The following is a 25,896-nucleotide window of genomic DNA, read 5'->3' on the forward strand; positions in this document are numbered from 1 at the left end:
CCGCCCTCCCCTGAGTGCATCTCCTCCCGGGGGCGCACGGTGTGCGGTTTCCAGTGCAAGACGAGCGCGTCGGACCTCGACTGTGCCCAGACGCCCTACGGGACGTGCGAGGTCACCAACGGAGGCGTCTACTGTTGGGACCCGCCACGGGTTGTCATCTTCCACCCGCCCCGCACCCCGGTGAGTCCCGAGTGCAAGTCCGTCCGAGGCAAGGTGGCCTGCGGCTTCAACTGCCGCCTGTCCAACGGAGAGGTGGCCTGCAACAACACCCCCTACGGTGTCTGCACCACCCACTTCGGGAAGCTCGTCTGCTGGGACCCGCCGGAGAGCGTCATCCACGAGTACGCCGAGGCGACTCCCAGGCCCTGGTGTGTCAATGCGTCGGAAGACATCGCCTGCGGCTTCGACTGCAAGTCCACCCGCACGGAGGCGCGCTGCGCCAGCACGCCTCGGGGCGTGTGCAAGCTGGTCGACCAGCAATTCACCTGCTTCGACCCGCCCTCGCTGTTGCACTGCGTCCACGGCGGGCCTCCCGAGCCCGCTCGGGCCCGCGCGCGCTGAAGGCCGCTCACTCCACGACCAGCAGACCCAGACGCCTCTTCAGGCGGGGCTCCTCCCGAAGCTCGAAAGTTGGGAAGCCTAGCATCCACGTGTCACGCGGCTGAGCAGCCCATGTCGCGCCGTTGTGGCACCATGTCGCCGCGCGGGCTCACGCAACTGTCAACCCGCGCGAGCCCCGCCAGCGTCTCCGCATGAGCACCCCGCCTCCGTCCTGGACAAGAGTCCTCGTGAGCCTCGCGAGCGTGGGGCTGTGTCTGCTTTTCGGCTGCACCCGCGCCCCCACGCCGCCCCTGGGGCACGAGGTCTACGTGTGGCAGCGCGACTGGAGCCCGGAGCTTGGCCACGCGCTCACCCGACTGCCCTCGGAGCTGAGCGCCTTGCGCGTCCTGGCGAGGGAGCGCTCCGGCACCACTCGGGCGCCCGTCACTATCGCGGTGGACGTGCCGGCCCTCGCGAAGACGGGGCGCGAGGTGGTGGCCGTGCTTCGCGTGGACGGAACAGCGCCGCTGGACGGCGTGTCGCTCCAGGAGGTCGCCACCCTCGCCCGTGACTGGAGGTCGCGCGGCGTGACGGTCCGGGGCGTGGAGGTGGACCATGATTGCGCCACGGCATCCCTGCCCGCCTACGCGGACTGGCTCGCGCGCGAGCGGAGCGGGCTCGGAGACCTGGAGCTGTCCATCACCGCGCTGCCCACGTGGGCCACCTCGCCCGTGCTGGAGCGGCTGACGTCCATCCCCGACGACGTCGTGGTCCAGGTGCACGCGGTGCGCGCCCCCACCCTCTTCACCCCCGAGGAGGCTCGCGGCTTCATCGACGCTTGGGCGAAGGCCACGCCCCATTCCTTCCGAGTCGCGCTGCCCACGTACCGCGCGCGGCTGAAGGACGGCACGCTCCTCACCTCCGAGCCCCATGAGGTCTCCCGCCTCCTCGCGTCCCTGCGGGAGCAGCCGGTGAAGGGCGTGAAAGGCTTCGTCTGGTTCCGGCTCGGGCACGCGGGCGACGCGGAGTCGTGGAGCCTGTCCACGCTGTCCACGGTGGTGCGCGGCGAGCCGCTGACGCCGCGACTGGAGCACCGACTGGTGGACGCGGGGCGCGGCACGCTCGACATCGTCCTCGCGAACACGGGCCACGTGGACACCCAGGCGCCCGCGCGCCTCACCCTTTCTGGAAATCTGGAGGTCCTCGACGGCGTGGGTGGCTACGCCCCGAATGGGACTTCCCTCGTGGCGCGCACGCCCCCCCGCCTGCGCGCTGGCGAGAGACGTGTCATCGGCTTCGTGCGGGGAACCGAGGTGTCACTTGTGGCTCCGTAGTCTGCTGGCCTCCCTGCTCGTGCTCATGCTGCTTTCGCCGGTGCGCGACGCCGACGCGTGCGGTCCGGACTTCCCCCACCGACTCCTCGTCGACCGCGCTGGCACGCTGGGCGAGCTGCCGGATGGCGCCTTCTCGCTCGAGGCCACGAGGCTGGTCCCCAAGCCCGTGGAGTCCTTCCGGGTGCTGGAGGACCAGGACGAGCCCGTCGACGCGCGAACGGGCGGAGGGGCGCGGGAGACGAACCTGTACGAGGCAGGGGCCCGCGCCTTCACCAGCGGAGACGCGGTGGCCGCCCGCGCCCGGTTCCTCGAGGTGCTCGCGCTGCCGGCCTCCGAGCGTCGCCACTACTCCACCTTCGCCGCCTTCATGTTGGGACGAAACGCGGGCGCGGGCTTCGAGCAGGATGCGAAGCAGGGCTTCGAGCTCACGCGGCAGCTCGCGCGCGAGGGCTTCGACGACCCGCTGGGGCTCGCCGTCGCCAGCTTCGGAGAACAGGCGAGAGGGCTGCTCCGCGCGGGAGACGACGCGGGTGCCATCCGCCTGTACGCGGAGCAGGCGGCGCATGGCAGTGGCGACGCGGTGACGTCGCTGCTGCTGGTGGCCCGGGCCGTCTCTCGCGATGCCGTCCGACTCGAGGCCGCGCTGAAGGACCCGGTGGCGCAGCGGCTGATGGCCGCCTTCGTGTGGACGCGCGGCCAGGAGGCGTACTGGTCCGAGGACGTGTCGGCGGGCGGAGTCACCGCCGTGCTGGAGGCGCTCGCGTCGGTGCAGGACGTGGCGGGCGCGGACCGGCTGGCGGCGGGTGCATGGCGCGCGGGCCGCTTCGACCTGGCCGAGCGCTTCGCGGAGCGGGAGCAGACACCGCTGGCGGCGTGGGTGCAGGGCAAGCTGGCGCTGCGTCGGGGAGACCCCGGCTCAGCGGAGCTCTACCTCGCCGAGGCCGCGCGGGGGCTTCCTGACTCGGAGGACTGGGTGGGCGAGGGAATGGTGCCGCGCCGTCCCCTCTGCCGCGTGGAAGGTGAGCGCGGAGTGCTCGCGCTCGCGCGCAATGACTTTTCCCAGGCCGCCGAGCGGATGCTGGCGAGCTGCTCCTGGCCGGACCTCGCCTACGTCGCGGAGCGGGTCCTGTCCGTGGACGAACTCCAGGGCTTCGTCGCGGCCCACCCGCCTTCGGGAGACGAGCGCTGCAGGCCGGAGATAGGGCAGCTCTGGTACGACGATGATGTCGGCGAGGGGGCGGACCTGTCGCAGAGGTTGCGCCTGCTGCTCGCGCGGCGCCTGCTGCGCACCGGACGCGACACCGAAGCGCTGGAACACTTCCGGGGCACACCCTGGGAGGGGCACGCGCGCAAATACACGGAGGCGCTCCAGCAGGGCGCCCAGGCCCAGGACGCGGTGACTCAAGCGGAGGCGCTGTACGCGGCGGCGCTGCTCGCGCGCGGACTCGGCCTGGAGTTGATGGGGACGGAGGTGGCTCCGGACTGGGGCTGGGTGGACGGCAACTACGACCTGAGCGACTACGACAGCCACGAGGACTTCTCGCCCCGGACGGAGCCGTTCAGGGAGTTCATGAGCCGCCTGTCCCTCCTCGGCGCATTGGAACAAAAGCGCGCGGAGTCCCATGCACCACCACACCCGTGGCGCTTCCACTACCGCTCCACGGCGGCGGACCTCGCCCAGCGCGGCGCGGCGCTCCTGCCCCCGCGCAGTCAGGCCCACGCGATGATGCTCTGCCACGCGGCGCGGTTCGTCTCCCGCACGGAGCCGGAGCGCGTGCAGCGGCTGTGGCAGACGTACGTGAAGACGGGCGCGCGCATCGACGCGCCCTGGTGGTCCTTCGGACAGTCTTGTCTGGAGCCGGACTTCGAGAAGGTCCGCGCCCAGCAGGAGCAGAGCAACCTGGGCAAGCGCCGACGCCTGATGCTGCTGGGAGGCGCGCTGTTCATTCCCCTGATGCTGGGCGCGGCCTTCTACGTGCGACACAGGCGCAAGGTGGCGGAGTCCTGAGAGGCGAAGCGCCGAGCCTCAACGCCGCCGGAGGATGGCGCGCGCCGGGGCTCCGTCTCCGCCCGCGATTCGCAGCGGCAGGCAGACGAGGTCGTAGGTGCCCGCCTCCACCGAGGACAAGTCGAGCCCCTCGATGATGCAGACGTCCGCCCCCAGCAGGGCCTGGTGGGTGGGCACGCCCTCCTCCGCACTGCCGATGGAGAGGTAGTCGATGCCCACCGTGCGCACCTTCCGCTCCGCCAGGTAGCGCGCGCCCTCCACGGACAGGTACACGAAGTCCGGCAGGAACGCCTTCGAGGCCCAGCCTCGCGAGGAGTTGGCCGTCTTGAAGAGGATGCGCTCTCCGGGCTGAATCGCGTGTCCCTTCAGCTCCGCGACGCGGATGGCGCGCGCGTCGCGAATCTCCAGCACGCGCGCCACACCCAGGAGGCTGTCGAAGGCCAGCGCGTCCACGCCCGTGGCGCCCTTCACGAAGTGCACGGGCGCGTCGACGTGGGTCCCCGTGTGCGCGCCCAGGGACAGGCTGGAGACGGTGGCGTCATCACCGCGCTCCAGGTCCTGCACCCGGGTGATGCGCACCTCGGGGTTGTCCGGCCAGTGCACCATCCCGTCGCGCAACGGCACGGAGATGTCCACCCACGCCGGCGCCCCGTTCGTCTCGGCAGCGGTCTCCATGACGCTCCAGGATGGGCACGATGCGTCCCGCTGGCGCCCAGGAGCGGGCAGGCACACGGGCCGTCTCGCTCGCCGAGGGACCAGGAGAGTCACCGCCCCTCTTGCCCACCCCCGACCTTTCCTCCCGGAACCGCGTCGGTTAGGTTGCGCCGCCTTTCATTCCCAGGGCTGAAGGAGTTTTGACGATGCCGAGGACTTCCCAGGAGCAGACCCAGGAGCGCCACTCGTTCCTGCTCACCCTCTTCCGCCAGCAACCGGACATCAGCAGCAAGGATGCGCTGGAGTCCTTCAAGGCGAAGTTCGGGTCGACCATCAACCTGAAGACCTTCAACCAGCTCCGCGCGGAGGCCGAGGAGGAAGTGGCCGCCGCCGCTCCCGCCGCCGAGGAGCCGGAGGTTGAGGTCGAGAGCGCGCCGGAGACCACGGTGGAGGACGCCGCCACGCAGCTCAAGGCCGCGGCCACCGCGACGACGGAGGCGCTCAACGGCGCCCAGCCCGCGAAGAAGCCCAAGGCCAAGGGCACCGGCTCGAAGAACGTCTTCGTGGACGCGCCCAAGGAGCACCTGTCCTTCCTGGAGAGCATCGTGCAGCAGCTCCAGGAGGCCGGTGCCGCCAACGTGCGCATCGACCACTCCACAGACCGCTGGATGGTCCTCGTCGTCGACCCGAAGTAGTCCGTCCCCGCCGGACTCCACCGCCTCGAAGTGGAGTCCGGCCCCGCGCCAGCGCTCAGCGGCGCAGCAGGGCCAGCGCGCGCTGGAAGTCCTCGGGCAGCTCCGCCTGGACTCGCACGGGCTGCCCCGTCAGGAGACTCGGCAGCTCCAGGCGGAAGGCATGGAGCGCCTGACGTCCCAGGGCCTTCGCCGCGGGGTGCTCGCGCGCCGCCTCCGTCCCGTAGAGCGAATCCCCCAGCACCGGGAAGCCCGCCTCGGAGAGCTGCACGCGAATCTGATGCGTGCGCCCCGTGTCCAGGTCCACCTCCAGCAGCGCCGCCCCGTCCAGCCGCTCGCGCACCTCGAACGACAGCGCCGCCCGGCGCGCGGAGGGCACCTTCGTGGTGAAGCGACGCGAGTCATTCGGATTGCGCGCGTAGGGACCCTCCAGCCGGCCCTGCTCGGGAGGATGGCCCAGGACGAGCGTCCAGTAGCGCTTGTCCACCTGCTTCTCCTGGAAGGCGCGCAGGAGCGCCGCGGCGGCGGTGTCGGTGCGCGCGAAGGCCAGACAGCCGCTCGTCTCCCGGTCCAACCGGTGCACCACGCCCGGCAGCGCCTGCCCCTCCACATCGAACGGAGGGCACTGCGCCGCGAGCAGGTCGACGACGGAGGCCGCGCGGCCCTCCGGCTCCACGACGAGACCCGGCGGCTTGTCCACGATGACCAGCGCCGCGTCGTCATGAAGCACCGTCAGCGCGGGCCCCTCCACGGCGGCGGGACGCGGCGAGGCGCGCGGCTCCGGCCGCTCGATTTCGAGCTCCTCGCCGCCCCACAACTTCCGCGTGGGCTGACACTTCTTTCCCCGGATGCGCACCCCGCCCGCCTCGATGAGTGCCCGGGCGCGCTCCAGCGAGAAGCCGGGGACGTGCTTGGAGACGAACCTGTCCAGCCGCTCTCCGGCGACCTCGTGGGGAACTGGGACTTTCCGCTGCGCCATGTCCGCACCCGTCCCTCATGCGGCGCACGGAGTCAATGTGCGCATGACGCGTGTCGCCGGGCCGCGAGACACGGGATGCCCAGGCACCGCCCCTCGGAGACACAATCCTTCACATGGGACACACACAGCACGATGTGACAGGCCGGGTCGAGCAAGACCGGCGCTCAACGCCATATGTCAATCGTTGACTTTTCAACACGGGGCGTATGACAGTGCTTGTCCGGGCTCACTGAGGGCCTGCTCAGAGGGGGAGTCATGAACTTTACTCACGGTCGTCGTACGCGACGTCTCGCCATTCTCGCTACATGCCTGTCTTTGCTCCCTGGGTGCCCCTGGGTTATCAAACCGCAGCCCAAGCCCAAGACCGTCGACGAGCAGCACGACGCCGTCGTCGAGCACTTCAATCAGCGCACGCCGCATGAGGACTTCGTCCACCTCAACCTGGCGAACCAGGACCACTACGAATACGCCAAGCACCGCCTCCAGGAGGCCGTCGCCGGGGCCCAGGGAGATGGGCAGACGCCCAACAAGGACTTCGCGCGCGCGCTGCAGACGTTGGAAGTCGCCCATGCGGAGGCGGTGAGCGGAGACCCGCAGCCCAAGCCCACCGACTGGAACTGCGACCACTTCATCCACGTGAACGACTCGCGCACGGTCGACGGTGGCAGGGGCGCGCAGGCCAACAAGGGCGTGCAGCAGCAGCCGCCCCAGGAAGCGCCGCCCGCGTTGATCATCAGCCCCTACGCCACGTGCGCGGGCGGGTCGACCCACGTCTTCACGGATGTCACCGTGTATGAGAGCGACCTGGCCGGCAAGAAGCTGAGGGTGCTGGCGAAGAGCGCGAACGAGGAGCACAACGACGGCAAGACGTTCGACGACACCACCGTGAAGGTGACTCCGTCGATGGAGCCCAACCGCAAGGTCGTCGTCGAGTCGATGATGGTGGCGCACAACGACAAGACGGGTGAGGAGCACGTCTCCTTCTCCAGCCTGGAGACCTCGTTGGTGGCCGCGCCCGCGAGCTTCACCCTGGACCACCCCCGCTTCGCGAGCAATGAGCCCCGGTCCAACATCAACCTGACCACCTGCCAGCTTCGCGGCGGGGCGGATTGCGACTACGCGATGGTGGCCAACGCCAGCGGCACCCTGGCGCCCTTCCCGACGCAGTCCACGGGCCTGGCCCTTCGCAAGACGGGCTCGCCCTGGACGGGCGACCCGGCCGCCTACTTCCCCTTCCAGGCGGGCACCACCTTCGACAACACCAACATCTACATCCCCACGCAGGGCACGTTCGACGCCGGGGCGACGGCGACCGCGGATTGCGTCATCCAGGCGATGCAGAAGGCCCCGATGACGACGCGGCTGCGCCTCATCAAGACGGACACGGGCGGCACGTGCACCACCCTGGCGGACGTCTCCGACGCCTTCCCCGTGGGCGCGCGCACCACGACGATTCAGCGGCTGGTCAACGTCTCGCAGAACACCACCGCGTCCGGCGGCACGGGCTGCACGATGGAGAAGATCGTCAACGAGGCCGTGGTGCTGTCCATGACGCTCTACGCGCAGGCGATTTGCGGCACCGGCGCGGCGATTCCGAGGACCGTGACCTTCACCAGCACGGCGCTGCCCACCAACCCCTTCAACCTCAACGTGCTCAACAGCTGCATGGCGGAAGGCACGCGAATCACCATGGCGGACGGGGCGCAGAAGCCCATCGAGACGCTGCGCGTGGGCGACAAGGTCCGCGCGAATGCGGCCGGCCGGGTGCTGACGGTGCAGGACTTCATCTTCGGCCGTGAGCCCAAGCCGCTGGTCCGGCTGCGCGATGACCAGGGCCATGACGTGCGGCTGACGGAGAAGCACCCGGTGCTGCTGTCCTCGGGCCTGGTGATTGCCGCGGAGAAGGTCCAGGTGAAGGACACGGTGCGCACGCAGACGGGCACGGCGACCATCACCGCCACCGAGCGCGTGCCGTACGACGGCAAGGTCTACAACCTCAAGCTGGGCACGCCCGCGGAGCTGGAGTCGCTGAGCCCCAACGAGCGGACCATGTTCGCCGACGGCCTGCTCGTGGGCGACGACACCATGCAGCGCGAGCTGGACTCGCCTCGTCGCGCCGCCGTCACGCCGTGAGTTGACGCAGGGACCTCCGCTGGAGAAGTGGCCAGCGGAGGCCTTCACGCGAGGCTCAGAACCCCGTCTTCTTCGAGAAACCGCCCCCCGAGCCTCCTTTGGGCGGCGGCTTCTTGTGAGTTCCGCTGGAGGACGAGGGAGGCGGCGAGGCTTCCTCTTCCTCTTCGTCCATCTGAACGGGTCCCTTCCGGGACTTCTTCGGGTCGCCCTTGCCCGTGGCGGTGGGGTCCACCGAGTTGGCCTTGCGCTTGAGCTGCGGCGCCGTCGTGCCGACGGGTTGTTGTTGTGGGGGTGCGAGCCGGATCGCCCCGTAGTAGTGCGCCACGTTCTCCGGAATGCCCATGTAGGAGGTCAGCACCGCGTACACGATGGGATCTCCGTTCTGGGCGTCTTCAGACAACCCGAGATGGAACGACTGGTTGAGGTCCTCGACGGCGCCGTTGGGGTAGATGATGCGGATCCTCAGCCGCAACCGCTTCGCGAGGGCTGGCAGGACGATGTCTCCGTGTGAGCCGAAGAACAGGTGTCGCGCGGCCACCTTCTTCTTGAGGTCGTCCAGGGACTGCCCCGGCTCCAGGAACTGCGTCGCGAACACCGGTGACTGGGTGATCTCCTTCACGACCTCGTCTTTCAGCTCGGCCACGGAAGGCACCCCTGTCAGCCCCAGGCGCTTCCACAAGGCGGAGTGGGCCTGCAGCCAGACCCGCGCGGTGTTGTAGGCGCATTCCCCATCCGCGGTGACCCGCTTGAGCTTGAGGTTCAACTGCTTGAGCCGGCCCTGGTGCTCCCGGGACAGGAGGTACCCCTCCACCGTCTCGTGATAGACGCCGTTCGTCTGCTGCGACTTGGGCCGCGTCCCTTGCATGGGTGACGTGCCCTTCTGGATGGCCTGGACGCCTCCGAACTCCGGGAGGTAGAGGGCCAGCGGCATCCGGTCATGAAGAATGGTCGAGTGCTGCTTCCATGTCTGGCCACCTTGCTTGGCCTTCCGCGCTCCGTTCGCGAACTCCAGCAGGTCCGGGAAATACAGCTGCGAGGTGATGCGGATGTTGAATCGTCCTCGGGGCTTCTTCTCATCGAAGTGGCCCGGGTCGAAGAGGCTCTGGATGATGACGCCATGGACCTTCACGGTGCTCTGGGCGTCGAACATGGCGTTCAGCACCTTCCTCGCCAGCGACTTCAAGCGCGTGCTGTCGTCCTGAGCCAGCTCCAGCAGCTTCTTGAAGACCCAGGCGGGGGACATCTGGGTCTCCCGGACGTTCTGTCCCAGCTCCGCGTGCTTGCTGCCCTTGCACTCGACGAGGAAGTACGCCTCCACCACCCCGCTCGACTCGTCGCGTTTGGCCCAGATCTGGTCGAGGCCGTGAGTCCCCTTCTTCTCCCCATGCCCCATCTTCAGTTGAAGCTTGTCCTGCCCGAAGATGACCGACATGGCGCGCGCGCCGAGGAACTCCCCGCTCGCCTCGGTCAAGGCGGTGGAGGCGTTGCTCGTGTCGATGAGTTTTTCGAGCGACTGATAGTGCTTGTCCAACCGCCCGAGCGACTTCGCCTCGTGATGGAGGAACTGACCGCCCTCGGCGGTGAGCCGCAGGATGAACTTCCACAGGGGGCTCGACTTCCCACCCACGTTGGTCGACTTCTCGATGAGCGACACGCCAGAACCCAGGCTCGCGAAGGCCAGCTTGAGGGCATGGGCCCTCTGGCCGGGCTGAGGGAGGGTCGTCATGATGCGCTTGAGTTCCTCCCGGGCGAGGGGGCGCATGCCGAAGAAGATGAGGACCGCCGCCACGGAGGAGGAGGGGGAGACCTTCCGAAGCTTGTCCACCCAGTCAGGCTCGGGGATGGAGTGGGGGGCCTTCAGGTTCTTGCGCTTCCAGTCGAGGATTTGCTGCGCATCCTCCGGGTCATCCGACTCGATGAGGAGCGGCCCTGGATAGAGCGGGTTCTGGTCCGAAGGGTCCACCAGGGTGTCTATCTTCAGGTGCTCGTGTCCCCCCTTGCCGTAGCCGGTGGTGGCGAAGCCGGAGAAGAACCGGAGCTTGCCATCCGTGCCCACCTTCACCTTCTGGGGGTCCACCCCGAAGTAGTCCTGCACGCTCAGGATGGACGCGGAATGGGCGGCCAGGAGAGAGATGAGCTGGGTGTTGCGCGGGTGCTCCGGGTGGTACCCGTTCACGATGGCGAAGCTGTTCTTCGGCTTGTGGAGGGTCTCGGTGTTCACATTCCCGAAGCGAAGGTCCGGCGACACCTTCGAGAGGTCCACGCTCGAGTCCGGGACGCTCGAGAGGAGGCCCACGCTCTTCGCCGGGACGGAGGTGAAGGCATCCGTGCCGAAGAGCTCGCCTTCCGAGTCGACCTCCAGCGACCTGACGTTCGCGACCTTCAGCTCCGCGGGGAAGCAGAGCGGCTTGGAGATCTGCAGGTTGAAGAGGGAGGCCGTTTCGCCCGAGTGGTGCTTGTCGAAGATGGCCTTGAAGGTCATTCCGAAGACAGGCACCGTGCTGCCTTCGTCGAACATGGCCCGGAGGACCTTCTGCGCGAGCAGGAGGAGCCGCTCGTCCTCGTTGGGTGAGGACGCCTGCTCCACCAGCTTCTTGAAGACCCAGCCCGGCGACATCTGGGTCTCCTCCTTGTTCTGGCCATGCTTGGCGCTCTTGGAGCCCTTCGCCTCGACGATGAAGTACGCGTCGACCTCCTGGGTGGTGGGGTGGCGGCGGGCCCAGATTTGATCGATTCCCTGCGCCTTCTTCTTGTCCCCGAACCCCATCTTCAGCTCGAAGCGCTCGCCCGCGAACACCATGGCCATCACCTTCGCGGCCAGGTACTCGCCTCGCGCTTCGGTGAGCGGTCGGGTGTTGTGCTTCGTGCTCTCACCGACGCGGGTGTCGAGCGAGGCGTAATGATTGTCCAGGTGGACGTGGGACTTATGCAGGTGATGGTTCCTGCGCGCCTCGGACGTGCCGTAGTCCCGCCAGGCGGGATATGCATCCGGAGCGTTGTTGAAATCCACGAGATGGCCGAGCTGGGTGCGCTTCACCAGGTTGAACGTGAAATCCACGGCGCTGAGGTCCTGGATGGCCATTTCATCCACGTAGGTGTCCGCCAGGAGCGCCTCCGTGGCCGTGCTCAGCACGCCGGCGCTCGCCTCGCTCGGAGGAACCTTCGTGAGCATCTCCGCGAGCACGAGCGGGTTCTTGATGAAGTAGCGGAAGGCGGGCGAGTTGAGCGGTTCGTAGTCCTTCTCGAACGAGTCCTGGACGAAGGGGCCTCGGCTCATTCGCTCCCGGTCCAGGCGCAGCATGGCGCGGGCCTGCTCGGCGCTGCCCACCATGAGCAGGGGCTGTGCGCTGTTCCAGCCGAGCCCGGAGAAGTGCACGTCGTCCTGAACGCGCTGGTAGGGGTTGCGCAGGTAGGGCGCCTCGAAGAACTCGCGCTTCGTGGGCGCGTTGACCTTGAGGCGGAACCCGCCATGGACCTGGACCTTCTGGGGCGGGGCCCCCTCGACGGTCAGCGTGACGGCGTCCCTGGCGGTGAACTCGAGCGTGCTCGCGACAATCGTCCCGTGCCGGGCCAGCAGCCTGAACAGGAGGCGGTTGCGCAGCGTGTCCCAGAGGTACGGGTCGAACTGCCCGGGCGGAGTCAGTGGATTGTCCGCCAGCTCGGGGTCGTCTTCGAATCGAAGCGGCATGTGTCAGGGGCCTTCGTCGCGAGGCCCGCGGGGAGGGCCTCGTCTGGTGATTCCACTGAGAGTTCAGTGCTCTGGACAGCAGCATCCGTGCCACGGCACGGGCGCACGCACCCTCACCCCGGCTGCGTCGAAGCAGGACGCACGGGACGCCGCATGCGTGCTCGGGGAACGCGCCGCGCATGTCCGGCCCGCGCGGATTGTCGGGTCTGTCGTGTAGGGTGGGACTCCATGAGTTCCATCCCACTCGCCGGCCCCTATCGCTACACGCGCAAGGGGATGGGAGTGTTCCATCTCTCCCTGAGCCGGCCGTGGACGTGGGCGCTCACGCACCACGGCATGTGGAGCGTCTTCGTCCACGACGTGGAGCCCGCACGTCCCGGGCTCCCCGAGCGACGCCACCCGCTCCACCCACCGGAGGCCGTGCTCGGCTGCTGGCTCGCCCTCTACGCCACCCGTGAGTACGACGAGGAGGCCGTGGAGTGGCTGCGTCGGGCGCACGGCCTGGAATCCCCCACCCGCGACGTGCTGCCCGCTGGCGCGTATGTCGCCATGGCGCGGCTCGCGGAGGTGTCCACCGTGGGCAACGACTCGCGGGCCTTTGGCCGTGACGCCTGGTGGTGGCCTCCCGGCGGCTCCTGTCGCGGCACCGTGGCCTGGTGGCTGGAGGAGGTGCAGGTCTTCGAGCCACTCATCGCGGCACCGTCCCATCGGCTCGCCCCCATGGACCCGGAGCTGTTGCCGGAGCTGCGCGAGCGCGTGCGGCTGGCCCGCGACTGCATCTGGCGTCCCGAGGTGTACGCGACGCCGGCCCCACCGGCACCTCCTCCTCCGGTGCCACGAGAGCCCGAGCCGCCCGTGGTCGCGACACCTGTCCCCGCCGCACCCGTGCGCCGGGAGCTGCCCGCCGACGACAGCCCCGTCGCGCCCATGGGCAACGTCGAGCAGCTCGGCCTGTTCGGAGGCGGCACCTGAGGCAAGGGTTCGCTCATGGAGACCCGCCCTGAGCCCATGTCGCGCGCCATCGTTTTGGCGAATGTCCCGCCTTTCCGATTCATCTACACTTAGGTTGTTTCCCCTTCTCATGGAGATGACCTGATGTTCAGCGCTTTCTCGCGCCCCCTGCGGTGCTTCGCCGCGACCGCCGCGCTTCTGTCCCTCGCCGCCTGTGGTGACGATACGGAAGACCCTGTTCCCGGACCGCTCTCGTGCGACGCACAGACCTATGCGGAGGCCGTCCGCCATGCGGCGGAGCCCACGAGCGCGGACATCTCCACGCAGCTGTGGGCCATCAGCCCGTCCAACTCGAACCTCGTCTGGAATGAGGCCAAGACGGCCGTGCGCATGGCCATCTGGACCACCTTTCAAGGCTACACGCTGGGCGAGAACACCCTCTCGCGTGAGGTCTGGGTCACCCCCGCTCCGCAACTCCAGACATTCTGCAAGACGGTGTCCTCGGAGAAGCTGGTCTCCCGCGTCAATCAGTATCTGGGATTGCCTCCGGCGTCGGCGAACGACGACGCGCGCTACATCGTCGAGCTGTGGGTGAAGCCCGGAGACATGTTCCGGCCCTGCCCGGACTCGGAGATCGACGACGGCTCGTGCTCCCTTCAGTTCCCCACCACGGCGACCACCGAGCACAAGAACTGGATCAACGCCTACTACGCCTCCAGCTACGGGTTCTGGCAGACCACGCACTACCCCTGGACGGGGCTGGGCTACACGTATGACTGGTGCAATGCCGACACGAGCGTCGGGGCCAGCGAATACGTGGTTCGCGCCGCGTCCATCGTCGAGGTGACGGGCAAGTTCGAGCGCGCCGTCTACTGCGCTCAGTAGTCTGACCTTCGCGAAAACCCTCCCCGCCCGCAGCGCGAAAAACCGCGCTGCCGGCGACGGTGCGGCAGCGTGCCCTAACCAGCCCTCGCGCCCGTGGACCGTCTGTCACGCGCGCGACGGGTCCTCGTGTTGGGGTGCGGCCGCCCGCCATGGAGGCGATGCTTGGGCTTGCGTCGGATGAAGCTGCTCGCGTCTCCACGCCGGTAACAGGTGAGGAGCCGCTCCTCGTCACTGACCAGGACAATCCAGCCCCGTGCCTGCCGCGCCAGCGACGAGCCCTGAAGCTGCATGGGCAGGTCGCGCTCCAATACGGTGACGTGCGTCACGCCCGCGGCGCGGGTCCGGATTCCGAAGTCGAGGATGAGCTCGAGGACTTCTTGGCGAAGCACCCCAAGGGCGCTGTGCTCCAGGAACGTGAAGGTGGCGGGAGACGAGCGGGAACGAGACTGACGGCACCGGGCCATGGGGGCTTCCTCCTGTTGCCCTCCTGCCTTTTCACGTGCCGTTCCAAGCCACCCCATTCGACATTCCGGGGGGTTGCGGGGCCATCCGACGCCGTCCGCGCGACAATTCGTCAACGCCTCGCCAGCCGCGTGACAGCGCGACGCAAGCGGCGACTCAGGGACGAGGCTGGAGCGCGGGACTGGAGTCCGAGGGAAGTCCCCGCCGCCAGGACTCCCACCGTGCCTGGAGGCGGGGAAACACCACACAGAAGGCGACGAACCACACGACACCGGCGAGCAGGTCGACCGCGTAGTGGTAGCGCAGCACCAGGGTGGAGAGGATGAGCGCCGCGGCCACGGGGAGCAGCGCCCGGAAGCGCCAGGGATGCGCGCGCACGTCATGCCCCAGCAACACCAGGGTGATGAACACGTGCAGGCTCGGGAAGAGGTCGTAGGTGGACGAGCCACTCGCGACGACGGCCGCGTTCAGCCGCGTCAGCCCACCTCCTTCGACGGGCACCGTGAACAGCTCGGGATACGCCGCCAAGGGGCCGACTGCGGGCACCAGGTAGTAGCCCGCGATACCCGGCACGTAGGCCGAGAAGACGTGGCTGAAGAAGCGCTCCGCCCGCTCCCGAGGCCCCACCAGCGCCCACGCCATCGCGAGGTGCAGGTACACGTGGAACGCGAGGTAGCTCGCGCTGAACACGTCGTGCACCCAGGGCGCGCTCCACCGCTGGAACCAGACGGACGGCGTGCCGCCGCCGAACACCCGTGCGTCCAGGCTCAACAGCCACGCATCCCGCGTCTCCAGCCCCAGCGCGGGAATGGTCGTCTTCACCGACGCGTAGAAGAAGAACGTCGCGACATAGGCCAGCAACAGCCTCACCCGGAAGACATGAGCCCGTCCGTCCAGTCGCGCGAGCACCGCCACCCCGAGGATGAACAGGGCCGTGGCGCCAGACACCTGGAGGAAGCCCACGGACCGTGCTCCCGCCACGAACAGGAGCGCGCACGACAGCGTCACCCCGAAGGTCGCCAGCAGCGCTTCGTGGAGGGAGGGACGCTCAGACATCCGCGGACGGAACCCGCCGGGCCTCTCGCATCAACGCGCCACTGAAGACGCCCCGGACGAAGAAGAAATAGGACGGGATGAAGGGCGCGCCCTGCGCGAGCAGCTCGGAGCGCAGGGACTGGTGCAGCGTCGGCAGGTTGTACCAGGGCACTCGCGGGTACAGGTGGTGCTCCAGGTGGTAGTTCTCATTGCACATGAAGAACCGCGTCACCGGATTGGAGAGGATGGTCCGCGAGCCGAGCACGGGGTGATTGCTCTGCGTGAGGAACGTGTGCTGACTCATCCCCCGGATGTTGACCAGGGTGTTGATGATGACCATGGGGATGACCCAGGCATGCAGCAGCACCGGCCACGGCACGAGGACGCCCGCGAGCACCGCCACCGCGGCGACCATGGCCACCTCGAAAGCAATCCACCGCTTCTCGGACTCCGTCCCGTGCTTCCAGCCCAGGATGGGAATCATCGTGATGTACGCGGGATATCCGAGCAGCAACCGACCCACGTGCATCGCCAGCTCCAGCCAGCGTCGTCCCGTGTAGTTGGCGTAGTGGTCGGGGTCCAGGCCACCGCCCAGGTCTCGATGATGGCGCAGGTGCAGCACCTTGTACGCCGCGAAGTCCTGGAGCACGGGCCACGCGCACGCCATTCCTCCCAGCCGGTTCAACCACGGCCGCGAGGAGAGTCCACCGTGCACCGCCTCGTGGGTGAAGAGGCTGATGCCGTGGAGCGAGGCCGCCGCGACGACGTAGAGCAGCCCGCGCGTAAGCCAGACCTGGGCAGAAGCCAGGGCCTCCACCGCGAGCACCGTGGCCCCCCACGCCGCCACGCCGTAGAGCGCGAGGAACACACCGAGTCGAGGCAGATGGCGGGCGTCGACCTGCTCCAGCTCACGCAACCGCTGGGGAGTGAGAGACGAGGAGAGCGTCGGCATGGGTTGTTCCTGTGGGTGACATCATGCCCTACAATCCGCCCTCTCGCCGAAGCAACCCTCGCCCCCCGACGACGACTTGAGCACCACGCCCCACCGTCTGAAATTCGCCGTCGTCCGTGAAGACCCGGAGTTGGAGCAGGAACTCATCGTGCGCACCCGCGCACGTGCGCTGCTCACCGTCGCGTCCGGCGGCTGCACGCTGCTGACGCTGGCTCGGCACAACCCCTCTCTCGAGCTGGTCGGCTTCGACTTCAACCCGCGACAGCTCGCCCACGTGCGGGAGAAGGCCGCGAGCCTCGGCACCGCGCGCATGGAGGACTTCAACGTGCGGGCCACCGACGCCACGGGGCTGAACCAGCGCGGCGAGTTCGAGGGCCTGTTCCGCACCCTGCGCCACTTCCTGGAAGAGTTCGCGGCCCCGCCGCGCGAGCTGTCCGCCTTCTTCGAGCCCACCACGTCCGCCGCCGAGCGGGCCGCGCTGCGCGATGGCTGGTTCGCCTCGTCCTACTGGCCGGTGGCGTTCCAGCTCGCGTTCGCGGACCCGTTCCTCCACGCCATGTTCGGCCCGGCGGCGACGCAACACGCGACGCCCGGCTCCTACCCCGGCTACTTCCAGGCGACCTTCGAGCGGGGGCTGCGGCGCGAGGACGCCCACCACAATCCCTACCTGCAGCACGTGCTGCTCGGCGCCTACCGTCCGGAGGACCGTCCCGCGTACCTGCGCGCGGAGGCGCCGCTCCCCGTCACGCTGGTGCAGGGCTCGCTCCCCGCCGTGCCCGACCTGGGACGCTTCGACGTCGTCTCGCTGTCCAACATCTTCGACTGGTCGGACGACACGCTCGTCTCCGAGTGGGCCACGCTGCTGTCACGCGAGGCTCGCCCCGGCTGCGCCGTGTTGCTGCGACAGCTCAACAACCAGCGAGACCTCCGCCGCTTCTTCAGCCCGGCCTTCGTGTTCGACGACGCGCTCGGCAAGGAGCTCCAGGCCCGGGACCGCAGCCTGTTCTACGAGCGCATCGAGGTCGGCTTCCGGCGGAACACCTCCCCATGAGCGGCGTGCGCTATGTGGTGTGTCGGCCGGACACGCTCAGGCCTTACGTGGAGCGGCTGCGCCAGTTGGAGCAGGGCATCCAGTACCCCATCGCCGACGGCGCCGACCACTTCTTCATCGACCACGGCCCCGAGTACCACCCCTTCTTCTCCTCCCTGGGGGACGCGTACTTCCTGCTGGCCCTGCGCGGGGAGGAGCTGCTCGGCTCCGTGACGGGAATCACCCGGCGAGTCCTGCGAGGCGACACCGCCGCCCAGGGGTTCTACATCTGCGACCTCAAGGTGGCCTCACACGCACGCGGCACGGGACTGGCGCGCAGGCTCATCTTCCAGGGGCTCACGCACCTGTTCCGCATCCCCGCGCTGCGCGGCACCCGGTTCTTGTACGGCGCCGCCATGCGCGGCTCGCGCGGCGACGTCATGCACACGGTCCGGGGCTGGAATCCGCTGCGCGTGGCCCGGCCGGAGAGCCGGCTCGCGCTCTACTTCGTTCCCCCGGCCCGGCTCGCGGCGCTGGACCTCGCGGGGGCTCCCACGCAGCTCCCGAGTGACGGACTGCTGCTCGGGCCCTCGCCCGCACGGAAGCTCGAAGGGGCGGGCTGGTGCTCCACGGCGGGGAGCAAGGACCTCCAGCTCCGCTCGAATCAACGCCCCTGGCCGCTCATCCACCTGGCGGCGCCTCCCACCGCATGGACGCGGGGCTGGGGACGCTACCTGCGGGACTGCGGGCAGGAGCTCGCCGCGCGGAGCCCTGACACACTGACCTGCTTCACCCTCGACGAGCGATTGAACGCGCAGCTCGACTGGCTGCGGGGCACGGGCATTTCCCCCGACACGGTGTGCACCGTCTATTCTCTCGACCTGACCCGCCTCAAGGGAACGCCTGCATGGGTGCACCTTCCCTCCTCCGAAATCTGAACCTGCGTCAGCACATCGCCGGACTGAAGGCCGAGTGGAACGTCCTGGAGACGTCTCCCTACCTGCGCGCGCTGAAGGACGGCTCGTTCGAGCGGGGCGACTTCCTGGAGACGCAGCGGCAGTTCTTCGCGGCGGTGGCGCACTTCTCACGGCCCATGGCCCTGCTCGCCAGCCGCCTTCCCCGCCCCGAGCTTCGCCTGCCGCTGGTGGAGAACGTCTTCGATGAGCACGGGCGCGGCGCGCGCTCCCACGGCCACGAGCACACGTTCCAGTTGCTGCTGGAGCGGCTCGGTGCCTCCGGCGAGCAGCTCCATGACGGAGCCTTCGGACCGGAGGTGCGCAAGTTCAACGTCGCGCTGACGGGCATCGCCGCCTTCGAGCCGCCGCACACCGGCCTCGCCGTGTTCGGCATCATCGAGGACCTGTTCAGCGGAATCTCGCTGGAGCTGGGACGCGGCATCGTCGCGCGGGGCTGGCTGGCCGCGGACCAGGTGGTGCACTACCCCACGCACGCCACGCTCGACGAGGAGCACGCGGACGGCTTCTACCGCCAGCTCGACGCGCCGTACGACGCGTCCCCCTCGGCCGCGCGAGACATCGAGCAGGGCCTCCTGCTGGGCGGCCACCTCCTCCTCGGCCTCTACGAGGACTTGTACCGGGCCCGTCGGCGCCGACACCCCTGACACACGGGCCTTCAGGCGGCGCGACTCCCCGAGCCTCCGGACTTCGCGCCCGGGGCCGCGACGACACTTCGCTCCGCCGCCTCGGGCCGCGCCACCGCGTAGCGCTCCAGCTCCACGGCGCAGTGCGCGGAGAAGACACTCACGTCGGCCGAGTGCTCGCGCACGAGCGTCCGCAGTCGCGCCTGGTTGGCGAGGCGCGCCGCGTTGTCCGTCGAGCGCAGTCGCTGGAAGAGCGCCAGCCCCGGCGGACTGCGAGGCGCCTGGAGGTCCAGCTCCTTGTGGTCGAAGTAGGCGTCCCCCGCGTGCAGCAGCCACCGCCCCTCCGTGTTCACGGCGACGCCACAATGCCCCGGCGTGTGACCCACGAGCGGAACCAGCAACACCTCCGTGGACAGCCCCGGAATCACGCGCACCGCGTCGAAGCCGAACCACCGCTCCCCCTCCACCGCGTACTGTCTCCACGAAGGCTGGTGTGCCCACTGGGCGGGCCGGTAGCCGAACTTCGCGTTCTTCGGCGTCGGCACCATCGCCGCCGCGTGCTCGTCGCGGAAGACATGCACCTGCGCGCCGGGAAAATCCGCGAGCCCGCCGATGTGGTCCAGGTCGAAGTGCGTGGGGATGATGTGACGCACGTCCTCACGCCGGAAGCCCAGCCGCTCCACCTGGGCGACCGCCGTCTCGCGCGGGTCCAACCGGGGCGCGTTGCGACGGAGGAAGCGCGAGCCCAGCCGCGTCGTGTCCTCGATGTCCTTGAGCCCCAGCCCCGTGTCGACGAGGACCAGGCCGTCATCCGTCTCGATGAGCAGGCAGTGGCAGACCATCCGGGCCCGCGAGAAGAAGCCGCCCTCGCCCAGGACGAAGCGCGCGCCGCCGGCGGGGCACAGGGTGCCGCAATTGAGGTGATGGACTCGCATGAAGGTTCCTCGGGGGAAGCAGGGGTGTCGTGCCGTCCCAAGGTAGAAACGGGGCCCCCGAGCCGATTGGAGAAATCGGCCATGGCGCCCCCCGCCCGCGCTCCCTCGATTGAACCCGCGCTGCGCGTGCCGCATGCTTCCTTCGTGACTTCCAGGCCGCTCCAGGTCGCATCCCATGGCGCGCTCGCGGGCTTCGTGCGGGGCTTTCGCGCCGTCACCCGGGACGAGAACCGGGGCCCCGCCTACGTCCGCCTCCCCGATGGAGAGGCCGAGCTCATCGTCCGGCTCTCCGACACTCGGGGCGATGCGTATGTCATCGGCACGCGCCTGCACGTGCTCCAGAAAGGCGGGACGGACGTACCGCCCCTGGCCATCGCCGTGCGCTTCAAGGCCGGAGGCGCCTACCCCTTCTTCGGCGTGCCCATGGCGCAGCTCACCGACCGCGTCGTCAACCTCGACACCCTCTGGGGCGCGGAGGGCGCCCGGCTCCGGGAGCGCATGCACGACAGCCTGTCCCCGGCCGAGAAGGTGAAGGTGCTGGAGTCGGCGCTCACCGAGCGCCTGCGTCGCGGTGACGTGTTCGAGCCCGCCTCCTCGCACGTCGTCCGCCGCGCGGTCCGCGCCATCTCCCAGTCGCCGGAGCTGCCCCGCGTCAGCGCGCTGGCTCGGGGCCTTGGCGTCAGCGAGCGGCAGCTCCGTCGCGCCTTCGATGACGTGGTGGGCCTGGGCCCCAAGGTCTACGCGCGGGTCGTCCGCTTCCAGCGCGCCATGCGGGCCTCCACCCGCTCGGCCACGCCGGACTGGGGCGCCATCGCCGCCGCCACCGGCTACTACGACCAGGCCCACCTCATCTCCGACTTCCGGAGCCTGACGGGTGTCACCCCCGTCGCCCTCCTGCGCGCCGCCCCTTGGCCGTGAGGCCCGGCTTGCGCTAGCAGGAGGGACATGCCCCTGCTCGCCCTCGTCCGTCACGGTCAGTCGCTCTGGAACCACGAGAACCGCTTCACCGGCTTCGTGGACGTGCCCCTCACCGAGAAGGGCCGCGAGGAGGCCCGCCTCGCCGCGCGCGCGCTCCAGGGCATCACCTTCGACGTCGCCTACACCTCCGCGCTCACCCGCGCCCAGGAGACGCTCGCCATCATCCTGGAGGCCCTGGGTCAGCGTCCGCCCATCATCCGCGACGCCGCCCTCAACGAGCGCCACTACGGCGACCTCCAGGGCCTCAACAAGGCGGACGCCACCCAGAGCTTCGGCGAGGCCCAGGTGAAGTTGTGGCGTCGCTCGTATGACGTGCCGCCCCCCAACGGCGAGTCGCTGGAGATGACCGCCCGGCGCGTGCTCCCCTTCTACGAGCGCGCCATCTCCGGCGACCTCCGCCTGGGGAAGAACGTCCTCGTCGTCGCCCACGGCAACTCGAACCGCTCCCTCGTCATGAAGCTGGACGGACTCACCGGCGAGCAGGTGGTGGGGCTGGAGCTGGCGACCGGCGTTCCGCTCGTCTACGAGCTGTCGGCCGAAGGGTCTGTGCTGTCCAAACGAACCCCCTCCCCCTGAGACATGAGACAGGGGGCCCCTTGTCGTCCGGTGCCTTTGAATGCCATGAGACTCGGCCCGTCAGAACTGTCGAGTACACAAACAAGGACGCCCCGATGAAGGCCCTCGCAATCGCCGTCGCACTGCTGACCTCCGCCACCTCCTTCGCTCAGACTTCCCCGCAGGTCGAAAAGCAGCCGGCGCCCGATGCGACGATGGAGAAGTACCGCCCGCCCCCGCCGGGCCAGCCGATGCCGCAGCAGCCGTCGCAGCAACCGCGGCACAACTCGGGCCCCTTCGTTCCGCCGAACAGCACCGGCACCCTGGTGGTGGTCAGCCGTGAGGACCTGGCCCAGCGCCTGGAGCGCCTGGAGCGGTTGCTGGAGGAGATCGAGGACCGCGCGGACCGGGACACGCGCAGCAAGGCGCGCAAGGCGCAGGAGGTCCTGGAGTCCGTGCGACGCCAGGTCGCCGATGCCCCGCTGCTCGCCACGGTGATGCCGCGTCCGCCGCCCCCGCCGCCGGAGCCGATGATTCGCCCGATGGCGGATGGCTCCTTCCAGCGCTGGCATGACGCCATCGCCCGCGAGAACTTCACCGACGACAAGCTCCGCGTCCTCAACACGGGCCTGCAGGGCAACTACCTGCTCGTCTCCCAGGTGATGCGGCTGATGGAGCGGTTCTCCTTCAACGACGACAAGATCAACGTGCTGCGCGCCGTGAAGTCGCGAATCCTGGACACGGAGAACAACTACCAGCTCTACAACGCCTTCACGTTCTCCGCCGACAAGAAGCGCGCCCAGGACATCCTGTCCAGCCGCTGAGCACGAACGAGCAGGAACGCTGAACCGGGGCGTCGCGGGAGTCCACCCGCGGCGCCCTTCGTGTCTCCAACGTGTGAAGCCTCACGGCCCCGAGAGCTTCTTCATCAGGGCCTTGGCCTCCGGCGAGTCCGCGTCGCCGTGCACGACGGCCAGCACCTGACCCCGCTCATCGAGCGCGATGGCATAGGGCTCTCGACTGGAGGCCAGCCCCAGTGACTTGCCCAGGCCGCCGGTCTTGTCGAGCCAGGTGTCGGACCAGAACTCCTCGGGCACCTTCTTCTTCGCCCGCTCCCTCGCGGAGTCCGCGCTGACGATGAACGGGATTTTGAAGGTGAGCACGGAGGCCCGGTGCACGGAGCCGGGCACCTGGGTGGCGGCCGTGTCGAACCAGCGGCGCATCTCATCGCCGCCGTCCTTGTCGGTGAGCACCACCAGCAACGTGCGCTTTCCTCGCCACTCCTCACTGCGGTGCGGCTTGCCCTCCAGGTCTTGAGAGGACAACTCCGGCAACGCCTCACCCGGCTTGGGCGCGGCGCCCGCCAGCGAGGCCACCAGGAGGGAGGCGAGCAGGCAGGAAGCACGCAGCCCTCGTCGAACACCACCCCGCGACTGTCGCGTCTCCATGAATGACCACCTCCGTCGCCCGAGGGCATGCGGATGAAGTGGGCATTGCCTCGCGCGGGGGCCAGGGAAGCGGCCTCATGAAGGGCCTGCCTGCTCGGTGGCTTGGACGGCTACACCGTGCGGGAGAAGCGTGGCTTCTCGGCTCGCGCCAGGTGGGCGTCGAACACCATGGCCACGTTGCGCACGAAGAGTCGGCCCAGGGCCGTCAGCTCCAACTGCGTGTCCGAGCGGACCACGAGTCCGTCCTCCTCGAAGCGCCGCAGCCGCTCCAGTTCGGGCGCGAAGTCGCGGACGCCGTCTTCTCCCAGGTCCACCCAGGCGTTGCACATGAGCTGGGTGATGACCGCGCGGCGCCTCCTGTCATCCTCGGTGAGCAGCAGGCCGCGCTCGGTGGCCAGTCGTCCTTGGGAGACGCGCTCGTAGTAGGCGGGCAGCGCCCGGACGTTCTGCGCATAGGCCCCGGCGACGTCGCTGATGCCCGTGCTGCCCAACGCCACCACGTCCGAGGCCGCCTTCACCGTATAGCCCTGGAAGTTGCGGCCCAGCCGGCGCTCGGACAACGCGTGCGTCAGTTCGTCCTCCGGCACCGCGAAGTGGTCCATGCCGATGGCCCGGTAGCCCGCGCCCACGAACGCGGCACAGGCCGAGCGGAACAACTCCAGCTTCACCGGCGCGGTGGGAAGCGCCTCGGCGGGCATCCGTCGCTGGTGCTTGAGCACCTCCGGCATGAAGGCGAAGGAATAGACGGCCAGCCGGTCCGGCCGCATCTCCAGCACCGTCTCCAACGTTCGCGCCCAGGTCTCCGGACTCTGGTGGGGCAGACCGTAGATGAGGTCGAAGTTCACGCCCGTGAAGCCGAGCGCGCGCGCGTGCTCCAGCAGGGCCCGCGTCCGCTCAGGCGATTGGAGCCGGTTCGTCACCTCCTGCACGCGCGAATCAAAGTCCTGCAACCCCATGGACAGTCGGTTGAAGCCCAGTCGCCGCAGCAGCGTGAGCTGTCCCTCCGTCGTCACGGAAGGGTGCACCTCGATGGCGACCTCCGCGTCAGGCAACGGGACGAAGCGCCGCGTGAGCTCGGTCCACAGCCGCTCGAGCTGCGCCTCCGTGAGGAACGTCGGCGTGCCGCCACCCCAGTGGATTTGCGAGAGCGAGCGACGCGCGCCGAGTCGCGCCGACACCAGGTCCAACTCCATGACCATGTGGTCGAGGTACCGGTCCGCCGCGCGCGAGTCCTTGCTGATGACCACGTTGCAGCCGCAGTACCAGCAGAGGCTGTGACAGAACGGAAGGTGGACGTAGAGCGACAGCGGCTCGGCGGAGTCACGAGCCCCCGCGCTGCACAGCCGCTCCTCCAGGGCCTCCGGCCCGAAGTCCCGACGCCACTCCGGCGCGGTGGGATAGCTCGTGTAGCGAGGTCCTGAGACGTCGTACCGACTCAGCAACTCCGGCGTGGGCCGGGGGACACCTGGCAGCGCTTCCATGCCCCACGTCTCATTCCAAGGCGCGTGCCACCCCCGTCGCCCGAGTCCCTCGGACCTCCCCGCGGAATTCGCGGGGGCCGCCGAGGCACGCGCAGGACTTTCGCGAGCCTGCTCCCTCAGCGACGCGGCGACGGCGGCCCGAGGAAGCGCGCATCCATCCGCTTCACTTCACCGGAAGCGGAGTCCGTCACCTCGACGAGGAAGGTGAACGGAAGCTCCACGCTCCCCTGTGGGACGAGGATGAACAGCGGCACCCGGAAGCTCTCCAGCGAAGCGAGTCGCACCTGGGCCTGCGGTATCACCACCTGCGCGGAGTCCGGGGCCCGCGCTGAGATGGAGAACGTGGATGCCTCCGGGTTCTTGTTCACCAGATGCAGCTCGAACTGGTTGCGCACCGTCCCTGTCTCCACCAGGTACGGCGTGCCCTGGAAGCGCAGCAGGTTCGCCTCGAAGGGGATGCGCCTCGCCACGCTCCACACGAGTCCCCCGGCGGAGGCGAGCAGCAGCGCCCCATACAGCACCAATCGGGACCGCCACGTGCGGCGCGCCTCGCCCGCGAGTCCGTTGAGCGAGTCGTAGCGGATGAGCCCGCGCGGGCGCCCCACCCTGTCCATCACCTCGTCACAGGCGTCGATGCACTGCGCGCAGGCCAGACACTCCATCTGCGAGCCGTTGCGGATGTCGATGCCCGTGGGGCACGCGGTGACACACTTGAAGCAGTCCACGCAGTCGCCCTTGGGCGGCGCGGGCCGCGTGGGGAGGACCTTCAGCAGTCGTCCCCGAGGCTCACCCCGTCGCGCGTCGTACCCGACGATGAGCGAGTCCGCATCCTGCATCGCCGACTGGAGCCGGCCATAGGGGCACACCACCACGCAGAGCTGCTCCCGGAACCACGCGAAGTTGAAGTACAGCGCGCCCGTGACGGCCATGGCCCAGGTGAACGCCACCGGAGCCGCGGCCGGGCCCTGGGCCACCATGGAGACCAGTCCTCCGGCGGACACGAAGAGGCTGAGCGCGGCGTGGGCGATGAGCAAGGACACGCCCACGTAGGCACCATGCTTCACCACCGCGCGCGCCACCCTGCCCGCCGTCCACGCCGTCCCCTCCTGGCGCAGCCGCCGCTCGCGAGGCCCGTCGATGAGCCGCTCCAGCGGCCGATAGAGTCCCTCCAGGAACACCGTCTGCGGACACGCCCAGCCGCACCACACCCGGCCCAGCCACGCCGTGACGAACAGCAGGCCGAAGCCCAGCGCGGTGCACAGGAAGAGGACCCGCCAGAAGTCCTGCGCGTTGTATGTGGCGCCGAAGAGGAAGAAGCGTCGCGCCGCCACGTCCAGGTGCACAGCGGGGTGTCCACCCACTCTCACCAGTGGCAGGGCCACGTAGATGGCGATGAGCACTCCGAACGCCACGCGGCGCCAGGTGATGAAGCGGCCCCGCACGTCCGACGGGTGCACCGCCCGCCGCGAGCCATCCGCGTGGATGGACGAGAGCTGGTCGATGCGGGGGCCTTCCCGCCGTGGAGGTGTCGCCATGTCGGAGTCCTCGTGGCCCGA

23 protein-coding genes are annotated in these 25,896 nt (G+C 69.0%); 13 read left to right on the forward strand and 10 right to left on the reverse strand.

All coding sequences use genetic code 11. The features are described 5' to 3' along the window. From HUW62_RS21340 to HUW62_RS21350, 3 genes are all read left to right on the forward strand, one after another. Positions 1-561: hypothetical protein (locus HUW62_RS21340; RefSeq protein ID WP_176435458.1), on the forward strand; the 561-nt coding region annotated here is incomplete at its 5' end. 227 nt (positions 562-788) lie between these two features. Further along, positions 789-1,874: a DUF3142 domain-containing protein gene (locus HUW62_RS21345; protein WP_368670450.1), complete on the forward strand. Its 1,086-nt coding sequence runs from the start codon at positions 789-791 to the stop codon at positions 1,872-1,874. After that, a complete protein-coding gene (locus HUW62_RS21350; protein WP_163861127.1) occupies positions 1,861-3,882 on the forward strand; it encodes a hypothetical protein in 2,022 nt (673 codons plus the stop codon). Before HUW62_RS21345 ends, HUW62_RS21350 begins: the two co-directional genes overlap by 14 nt. 18 nt (positions 3,883-3,900) lie before the next feature. Here HUW62_RS21350 and HUW62_RS21355 read toward each other — a convergent pair whose 3' ends face one another. After that, positions 3,901-4,557 carry a cyclase family protein gene (locus HUW62_RS21355; RefSeq protein ID WP_176435460.1) on the reverse strand — a complete coding sequence of 219 codons (657 nt, stop codon included), beginning with the start codon at positions 4,555-4,557 and terminating at the stop codon, positions 3,901-3,903. Between the two features lie 185 nt (positions 4,558-4,742). On the opposite strand from HUW62_RS21355, the gene HUW62_RS21360 reads away from it, so the two are divergent. Further along, on the forward strand, positions 4,743-5,231 hold the full coding sequence (locus tag HUW62_RS21360; RefSeq protein WP_163861123.1) for a hypothetical protein: 489 nt from the start codon (positions 4,743-4,745) through the stop codon (positions 5,229-5,231). Between the two features lie 55 nt (positions 5,232-5,286). Here HUW62_RS21360 and HUW62_RS21365 read toward each other — a convergent pair whose 3' ends face one another. After that, on the reverse strand, positions 5,287-6,207 hold the full coding sequence (locus HUW62_RS21365; protein WP_163861121.1) for an RluA family pseudouridine synthase: 921 nt from the start codon (positions 6,205-6,207) through the stop codon (positions 5,287-5,289). A gap of 315 nt (positions 6,208-6,522) precedes the next feature. Here HUW62_RS21365 and HUW62_RS21370 point away from each other — a divergent pair, with 315 nt between their 5' ends. Beyond that, complete coding sequence (locus tag HUW62_RS21370; RefSeq protein WP_163861119.1) at positions 6,523-8,340, forward strand: Hint domain-containing protein; 1,818 nt, start codon at positions 6,523-6,525, stop codon at positions 8,338-8,340. A 55-nt stretch (positions 8,341-8,395) separates the two neighbouring features. On the opposite strand, the gene HUW62_RS21375 is transcribed toward HUW62_RS21370, so the two are convergent. After that, positions 8,396-12,028: a hypothetical protein gene (locus tag HUW62_RS21375; RefSeq protein ID WP_176435461.1), complete on the reverse strand. Its 3,633-nt coding sequence runs from the start codon at positions 12,026-12,028 to the stop codon at positions 8,396-8,398. Between the two features lie 228 nt (positions 12,029-12,256). On the opposite strand from HUW62_RS21375, the gene HUW62_RS21380 reads away from it, so the two are divergent. Both HUW62_RS21380 and HUW62_RS21385 read left to right on the forward strand, forming a co-directional pair. Beyond that, positions 12,257-13,000, forward strand: coding sequence for a hypothetical protein (locus tag HUW62_RS21380; protein ID WP_176435462.1), 744 nt, complete (start codon positions 12,257-12,259; stop codon positions 12,998-13,000). A 123-nt stretch (positions 13,001-13,123) separates the two neighbouring features. Next, on the forward strand, positions 13,124-13,864 hold the full coding sequence (locus HUW62_RS21385) for a hypothetical protein (RefSeq protein ID WP_163861113.1): 741 nt from the start codon (positions 13,124-13,126) through the stop codon (positions 13,862-13,864). A gap of 74 nt (positions 13,865-13,938) precedes the next feature. Here HUW62_RS21385 and HUW62_RS21390 read toward each other — a convergent pair whose 3' ends face one another. From HUW62_RS21390 to HUW62_RS21400, 3 genes are all read right to left on the reverse strand, one after another. Beyond that, on the reverse strand, positions 13,939-14,328 hold the full coding sequence (locus HUW62_RS21390) for a hypothetical protein (protein WP_176435463.1): 390 nt from the start codon (positions 14,326-14,328) through the stop codon (positions 13,939-13,941). A 154-nt stretch (positions 14,329-14,482) separates the two neighbouring features. Beyond that, positions 14,483-15,382, reverse strand: a complete 900-nt coding sequence (locus HUW62_RS21395; RefSeq protein WP_163861109.1) for a phosphatase PAP2 family protein — start codon at positions 15,380-15,382, stop codon at positions 14,483-14,485. Next, positions 15,375-16,313, reverse strand: coding sequence for a fatty acid desaturase (locus HUW62_RS21400; protein ID WP_163861107.1), 939 nt, complete (start codon positions 16,311-16,313; stop codon positions 15,375-15,377). Before HUW62_RS21400 ends, HUW62_RS21395 begins: the two co-directional genes overlap by 8 nt. 76 nt (positions 16,314-16,389) lie before the next feature. Between HUW62_RS21400 and HUW62_RS21405 the strand changes: the two genes are divergently transcribed. From HUW62_RS21405 to HUW62_RS21415, 3 genes are read left to right on the forward strand one after another with little or no spacing between them, the layout of a single operon-like run. After that, positions 16,390-17,364, forward strand: a complete 975-nt coding sequence (locus tag HUW62_RS21405) for a DUF3419 family protein (protein WP_163861106.1) — start codon at positions 16,390-16,392, stop codon at positions 17,362-17,364. Beyond that, entirely contained in the window at positions 17,361-18,281 is a 921-nt protein-coding gene (locus HUW62_RS21410; RefSeq protein ID WP_163861104.1) for a GNAT family N-acetyltransferase, read from the forward strand. The genes HUW62_RS21405 and HUW62_RS21410 overlap by 4 nt, the downstream gene beginning before the upstream one ends. Beyond that, entirely contained in the window at positions 18,251-18,964 is a 714-nt protein-coding gene (locus HUW62_RS21415) for a TenA family transcriptional regulator (RefSeq protein WP_163861101.1), read from the forward strand. Before HUW62_RS21410 ends, HUW62_RS21415 begins: the two co-directional genes overlap by 31 nt. A gap of 11 nt (positions 18,965-18,975) precedes the next feature. On the opposite strand, the gene HUW62_RS21420 is transcribed toward HUW62_RS21415, so the two are convergent. Continuing rightward, entirely contained in the window at positions 18,976-19,878 is a 903-nt protein-coding gene (locus HUW62_RS21420) for an MBL fold metallo-hydrolase (RefSeq protein ID WP_176435464.1), read from the reverse strand. Between the two features lie 81 nt (positions 19,879-19,959). Here HUW62_RS21420 and HUW62_RS21425 point away from each other — a divergent pair, with 81 nt between their 5' ends. The 3 genes from HUW62_RS21425 (at position 19,960) to HUW62_RS21435 (ending at position 22,235) form a co-directional block, all read left to right on the forward strand. Then, positions 19,960-20,796 (forward strand): AraC family transcriptional regulator, encoded by an 837-nt coding sequence (locus HUW62_RS21425; RefSeq protein ID WP_217911468.1) that lies wholly within the window; start codon positions 19,960-19,962, stop codon positions 20,794-20,796. Positions 20,797-20,823: 27 nt separating this feature from the next. Beyond that, entirely contained in the window at positions 20,824-21,432 is a 609-nt protein-coding gene (locus HUW62_RS21430; RefSeq protein ID WP_176435465.1) for a 2,3-diphosphoglycerate-dependent phosphoglycerate mutase, read from the forward strand. A gap of 95 nt (positions 21,433-21,527) precedes the next feature. Next, positions 21,528-22,235 carry a DUF4476 domain-containing protein gene (locus HUW62_RS21435; RefSeq protein WP_163861096.1) on the forward strand — a complete coding sequence of 236 codons (708 nt, stop codon included), beginning with the start codon at positions 21,528-21,530 and terminating at the stop codon, positions 22,233-22,235. Between the two features lie 81 nt (positions 22,236-22,316). Here HUW62_RS21435 and HUW62_RS21440 read toward each other — a convergent pair whose 3' ends face one another. The 3 genes from HUW62_RS21440 to ccoG form a co-directional block, all read right to left on the reverse strand. Then, positions 22,317-22,859, reverse strand: coding sequence for a hypothetical protein (locus HUW62_RS21440; RefSeq protein ID WP_163861093.1), 543 nt, complete (start codon positions 22,857-22,859; stop codon positions 22,317-22,319). A 110-nt stretch (positions 22,860-22,969) separates the two neighbouring features. Further along, positions 22,970-24,340 (reverse strand): oxygen-independent coproporphyrinogen III oxidase, encoded by a 1,371-nt coding sequence (hemN, locus tag HUW62_RS21445; protein WP_176435466.1) that lies wholly within the window; start codon positions 24,338-24,340, stop codon positions 22,970-22,972. A gap of 116 nt (positions 24,341-24,456) precedes the next feature. Then, complete coding sequence (gene ccoG, locus HUW62_RS21450) at positions 24,457-25,875, reverse strand: cytochrome c oxidase accessory protein CcoG (RefSeq protein WP_176435467.1); 1,419 nt, start codon at positions 25,873-25,875, stop codon at positions 24,457-24,459. Between the last annotated feature and the right edge of the window lie 21 nt (positions 25,876-25,896).

Source organism: Myxococcus sp. AM011 (genome assembly GCF_013372595.1).
GTDB classification, from domain to species: domain Bacteria; phylum Myxococcota; class Myxococcia; order Myxococcales; family Myxococcaceae; genus Myxococcus; species Myxococcus eversor.

What these genes read in the sequence shown, in the direction of transcription:
- HUW62_RS21355 (WP_176435460.1), bottom strand. Translation starts at nt 4,557, where the DNA reads ATGGAGACCGCTGCCGAGACGAACGGGGCGCCGGCGTGGGTGGACATC.
- HUW62_RS21360 (WP_163861123.1), top strand. Translation starts at nt 4,743, where the DNA reads ATGCCGAGGACTTCCCAGGAGCAGACCCAGGAGCGCCACTCGTTCCTG.
- HUW62_RS21365 (WP_163861121.1), bottom strand. Translation starts at nt 6,207, where the DNA reads ATGGCGCAGCGGAAAGTCCCAGTTCCCCACGAGGTCGCCGGAGAGCGG.
- HUW62_RS21375 (WP_176435461.1), bottom strand. Translation starts at nt 12,028, where the DNA reads ATGCCGCTTCGATTCGAAGACGACCCCGAGCTGGCGGACAATCCACTG.
- HUW62_RS21380 (WP_176435462.1), top strand. Translation starts at nt 12,257, where the DNA reads ATGAGTTCCATCCCACTCGCCGGCCCCTATCGCTACACGCGCAAGGGG.
- HUW62_RS21385 (WP_163861113.1), top strand. Translation starts at nt 13,124, where the DNA reads ATGTTCAGCGCTTTCTCGCGCCCCCTGCGGTGCTTCGCCGCGACCGCC.
- HUW62_RS21390 (WP_176435463.1), bottom strand. Translation starts at nt 14,328, where the DNA reads ATGGCCCGGTGCCGTCAGTCTCGTTCCCGCTCGTCTCCCGCCACCTTC.
- HUW62_RS21395 (WP_163861109.1), bottom strand. Translation starts at nt 15,382, where the DNA reads ATGTCTGAGCGTCCCTCCCTCCACGAAGCGCTGCTGGCGACCTTCGGG.
- HUW62_RS21400 (WP_163861107.1), bottom strand. Translation starts at nt 16,313, where the DNA reads ATGCCGACGCTCTCCTCGTCTCTCACTCCCCAGCGGTTGCGTGAGCTG.
- HUW62_RS21410 (WP_163861104.1), top strand. Translation starts at nt 17,361, where the DNA reads ATGAGCGGCGTGCGCTATGTGGTGTGTCGGCCGGACACGCTCAGGCCT.
- HUW62_RS21415 (WP_163861101.1), top strand. Translation starts at nt 18,251, where the DNA reads ATGGGTGCACCTTCCCTCCTCCGAAATCTGAACCTGCGTCAGCACATC.
- HUW62_RS21420 (WP_176435464.1), bottom strand. Translation starts at nt 19,878, where the DNA reads ATGCGAGTCCATCACCTCAATTGCGGCACCCTGTGCCCCGCCGGCGGC.
- HUW62_RS21425 (WP_217911468.1), top strand. Translation starts at nt 19,960, where the DNA reads ATGGCGCCCCCCGCCCGCGCTCCCTCGATTGAACCCGCGCTGCGCGTG.
- HUW62_RS21430 (WP_176435465.1), top strand. Translation starts at nt 20,824, where the DNA reads ATGCCCCTGCTCGCCCTCGTCCGTCACGGTCAGTCGCTCTGGAACCAC.
- HUW62_RS21435 (WP_163861096.1), top strand. Translation starts at nt 21,528, where the DNA reads ATGAAGGCCCTCGCAATCGCCGTCGCACTGCTGACCTCCGCCACCTCC.
- HUW62_RS21440 (WP_163861093.1), bottom strand. Translation starts at nt 22,859, where the DNA reads ATGGAGACGCGACAGTCGCGGGGTGGTGTTCGACGAGGGCTGCGTGCT.
- hemN (WP_176435466.1), bottom strand. Translation starts at nt 24,340, where the DNA reads ATGGAAGCGCTGCCAGGTGTCCCCCGGCCCACGCCGGAGTTGCTGAGT.
- ccoG (WP_176435467.1), bottom strand. Translation starts at nt 25,875, where the DNA reads ATGGCGACACCTCCACGGCGGGAAGGCCCCCGCATCGACCAGCTCTCG.